Raw genomic sequence first — 4,684 nt, 5'->3', positions numbered from 1 at the left:
GCGCGGCGCGCTGCGGCTGGTCTCGCTCAACCCGACCGCCGCCGCGCTGGGCCTCGTCCCGGGCCTCGGCCTGGCCGACGCCCGCGCCCTGTGCCCCGGCCTGATGACCCGGCCGGCCGCGCCCGGGCGCCTCGCCGCCTTCCGCCGGGCGCTGGTGCGCTGGGCCGGGCGCTTCTCGCCCATCGTCGCCGCCGAAAGGGGCACAGAAGCGGGCACAGAAGGACCCACCGGAAACGAGGCGCTGGTCCTCGACGCCAGCGGCTGCGCCCATCTCTTCGGCGGCGAGGCGGCGATGCTCGAGGCGCTCATCGCCGGCCTCGCCGGGCTCGGGCTGACCGCCCGCGCCGCGATGGCCGACACCAGGGGCGCCGCCTGGGCGCTGGCGCATTTCGCCGCCGCCCCCTTTGCCGTCGCCCCCCAGGGCCACACCCGCGCCGCCCTCGGCCCGCTCCCCGTGGCCGCGCTGCGCCTCGAGGCGGAGGCCGCCGAGGGCCTCGCCGCCCTCGGCCTTGCCACCGTGGAGGACGCCGCGCGCATCCCCCGCGGCGCCCTGGCGCGGCGCTTCGGGCTGGCCACGCTGCGCCGCCTCGACCAGGCGCTCGGCGCCGAGCCCGAGCCGGTCGCGCCGCCGCGCCCCGCCCCCGTCTTCGCCGTGCGCCTGACCCTGCCCGAGCCGATCGGGCTCGAGAGCGATGTCATGGCCGGGGTCGAGCGCCTGCTCGCCCGCCTCTGCCGGGCGCTGGAGCGCCAGGCCGCCGGGGCGCGCGCCCTGCGCCTCACCGCCCGCCGCGTCGACGGCGCCGACGCCCAGGCCGCCATCACGCTCGCCCGCCCGCTGCGCGCGCCCGCCCGCCTCGCCGCCCTGCTCGCGCCGAAGCTGGCCCAGATCGACGCCGGCCACGGCATCGACGCGCTGCGCCTCGAGGCCACCGCCGTCGAGCCGCTGCGCCCCGCCCAAGTCACACCCCCCTCCGCCGCCTCTCCCGCCGCCGCGCGCGCCTCCGGCGCCGACCGGCTCGCCGACCTCATCACCCGGCTTGGCAACCGCATCGGCTTCGAGCACCTGATCCGCCTCATGCCCGCCGAGAGCCACATCCCCGAGCGCGCCTTCACCCAGGCCGCGGCGGCCTGGAGCGACCCCGAATCCTTTCCCGCTCCCGGCCCGCTGCGCCCCCTGACCCTGTTCCCGCCCGAGCCGGTGGTCGTGCAGGAGGCCGCCCCGCTGCCCCCGGGCCCCGGCCCCGCGCCGGGGCCTCGGGCCGCAGCACCCGGCGCGCCGGGCCGCGCCCGGCCCCCCGCCCGCTTCCGCTGGCGCCGCCGCGCCCTCACGCTCATCGCCGCGCACGGCCCCGAGCGCCTCGCCCCCGAATGGTGGTGGCACGATCCCGCCTGGGCCTCGGGCACCCGCGACTACTGGCGCGTCGCCTGCGCCGAGGGCCCGCGCCTGTGGCTGTTCCACACCCCCCAGGCCCCCCGCCCCGCTTGGTGGGCGCAGGGCGCGTTCGCCTGACCCGCCATGACCTGCGCCGAGCTCTGCACCACCACCAGCTTCACCTTCCTCACCGGCGCCTCGCACCCCGAGGAGATGGTCGAGCGCGCCGCCGAGCTCGGCCTCGCCGCCATCGCCATCGCCGACCGCAACACGCTCGCCGGCGTGGTCCGCGCCCATGTCCGCCTGCGCGAGCTCAGGCGCGAGCCCCCCCGCACCAAGCCGCGCAACATCACCGGCGAGGACGTGCGCCAGCGTGCCCGCATCCGCTCCCAGGTCCGCACCGACCCCGCCGCGCGCCCCGCCGAATCCCCGCCGCCGGCACCAAGGCCCAGGCTCCGCAGCCTGCCGAAGCTCCTCATCGGCGCCCGCCTCGCCTTCACCGACACGGCGCTCGAAGTGGTCGCGCTCGCCCCCGACCGCGCCGCTTACGCCCGCCTGTGCCGCCTGCTCACGGCGGGCAAGCGCAAGGCGGGGAAAGGCGCCTGCGCGCTGGCGCTCGACGACCTCCTCGCCCTCGACCCCGGGCTGATCCTCATCGCCTGCCCGCCCGACCCGCTGGCGCCGCCGCAGGAAACTCCGCCGCAGGAAACTCCACCGCAGGAGACCGCGTCGCCGGGCGGCGCGGGCCCGGCGCTGCCGCAGCTCCGGCGGCTGGCGCGCCGCTTCGAGGGCCACGCCTTCCTCGCCCTCGCCCCCCGCTATGACGGCCGCGACGCGGAGCGGTTTGCCGCCCTCGCCCGCCTCGCCGCGGCCGCGGGCCTGCCCCCCGTCGCCACCGGCGATGCGCTGATGCACCGGGCCGGGCGGCGGCGGCTGGCCGACGTGCTCACCTGCATCCGCACGCGCTGCACCGTCGACACGCTCGGCCGCCTGGCGCTGCCCAATGCCGAGCGCCGCCTGCGCGCCCCCGCCGAGATGGCGCGCATCTTCCACGCCCACCCCCAGGCCCTCGCCCGCACCCGCGAGATCGCCCGCCGCTGCTCCTTCTCGCTCGACGAGCTGGCCTACGAGTACCCCGACGAGGGCAACGGCGAGCCGCCCCAGGCCCGGCTCGCGCGCCTCGCCGCCGAGGGCCTGGCCTGGCGCTACCCCGAGGGCGCGCCCGCCAAGGCCCGCGACCTGGTCGCCCGCGAGCTCGCGCTGATCGGCAAGCTCGGCTACGCCCCCTACTTCCTCACCGTGCACGACATCGTCGCCTTCGCCCGCGCGCGCGGCATCCTGGCGCAGGGGCGCGGCTCGGCGGCCAACTCCGCCGTGTGCTACGCGCTCGGCATCACCGAGATCGCGCCCGAGACCATCTCCATGGTGTTCGAGCGCTTCGTCTCCGAGGCCCGCGACGAGCCGCCCGACATCGACGTCGACTTCGAGCACGAGCGCCGCGAGGAGGTGATCCAGCACATCTATGCCCGCTACGGCCGGCACCGCGCGGGGCTCTGCGCCACCGTGATCCACTTTCGCGCGCGCGCCGCGGTGCGCGAGGTCGGCCGCGCCATGGGGCTGTCCGAGGACGTCACCGCCGCGCTCTCCTCCCAGGTCTGGGGCTGGTCGCGCGCGCCCATCGCCCCCGACCGCCTCGGCGAGATCGGCCTCGACGCGCAAGACCGCCGCCTGGTCCAGACCATGCAGCTGATCGAGGAGATCATCGGCTTCCCCCGCCACCTCTCGCAGCATGTCGGCGGCTTCGTCATCACCGCCGGCCGCCTCGACGAGCTGGTCCCGATCGAGAATGCGGCCATGGAGGACCGCACCGTCATCGAGTGGGACAAGGACGACATCGACGCGCTCGGCATCCTCAAGGTCGACATCCTCGCGCTCGGCATGCTCACCTGCCTGCGCAAGGCGCTCGACCTGGTCGCCGCGCACCACGGCACGCGCTACACGCTGGCCACCCTGCCACCCGGGGACGCGCCCACCTACGACATGCTCTGCCGCGCCGATTCGCTCGGCGTCTTCCAGGTGGAATCGCGCGCCCAGATGAACTTCCTGCCGCGCATGATGCCGCGCAGCTTCTACGACCTGGTGATCCAGGTGGCGATCATCCGCCCCGGGCCCATCCAGGGCGACATGGTGCACCCCTATATCCGCCGCCGCCGCGGCCTCGAGCCGGTGGAGTTCCCCTCGGACGAGCTGCGCGAGGTGCTGGGCCGCACGCTCGGCGTGCCGCTGTTCCAGGAGCAGGCCATGCGCATCGCCATCATCGCCGCCGGCTTCACCGCCGAGGAGGCCGATCGCCTGCGCCGCTCGCTCGCCACCTTCCGCAAGACCGGCAACGTCGCCGACTTCCGCACCCGCTTCATCGGCGGCATGGTCGCGCGTGGCTACGACCCCGGCTTCGCCGAGCGCTGCTTCGGCCAGATCGAGGGCTTCGGCGAGTACGGCTTCCCCGAAAGCCACGCCGCCTCCTTCGCGCTCTTGGTCTACGCCTCGGCCTGGCTCAAGCGCCACCACCCGGCGGCCTTCGCCTGTGCGCTTTTGAATGCGCAGCCCATGGGCTTCTACGCCCCGGCGCAGATCGTGCGCGACGCGGCCGAGCATGGGGTCGAGGTGCGCCCGGTCTCGGTCAACCACTCGTGCTGGGACTGCACGCTCGAGCCCGGGCTGCGCGGCCCCGCGCTGCGCCTCGGCCTGCGCCTGGTCAAGGGCCTGCGCGAGGAGGACGGCCAGTGGCTCGCCGCCGCCCGCGGCAACGGCTACGCGGATGTCGAGGCGCTCCACCGCCGCGCCGGGCTCGGCCGCGCCGCGATCACCCGGCTCGCCCGCGCCGATGCCTTCGCCCCCGCCGGGCTGAGCCGCCGCGCCGCGCAGTGGGCGGCGCGCGCGCTCACCTCGGGCGCCCCCCTGCCCCTCTTCGCCCAGGGCGAGAGCCTGGTCGAGCCGCCCGCGCCGCTGCCCGCGCCCGGCCCCGGCGAGGAGCTGGTCGAGGACTACCGCGCCCTGCGCCTCAGCCTGCGCGCGCACCCGCTCGCGCTCTTGCGCGGCGACCTCCCCGGCTGCCTCACCGCCGCCCGGGTCGCCGACACCCCCGACGGCACCCGCATCGCCGCCGCCGGGCTGGTCATCACCCGCCAGCGCCCGGGCACCGCCTCGGGCGTGATCTTCATGACGCTGGAGGACGAGACCGGCGTCATCAACGCCATCGTCTGGCCCCGGGTCTACGAGCGCTTCCGCCGCGCCGTGATCGCCGGGCGGCTC

At 76.7% G+C, this 4,684-nt stretch carries 2 protein-coding genes; both read left to right on the top strand.

Going from position 1 to position 4,684, the window contains the following annotated elements; all coding sequences use genetic code 11:
• On the top strand, positions 1–1,510 hold a 1,510-nt coding region (locus AC32QD_RS00745; RefSeq protein ID WP_492008563.1), incomplete at its 5' end, for a Y-family DNA polymerase.
• Positions 1,511–1,516: 6 nt separating this feature from the next.
• On the top strand, positions 1,517–4,684 hold a 3,168-nt coding region (locus AC32QD_RS00740; protein WP_492008562.1), incomplete at its 3' end, for an error-prone DNA polymerase.

The organism is Thermohalobaculum sp., from assembly GCF_058622915.1.
This window is presented reverse-complemented; position numbering and strand designations above follow the sequence as displayed.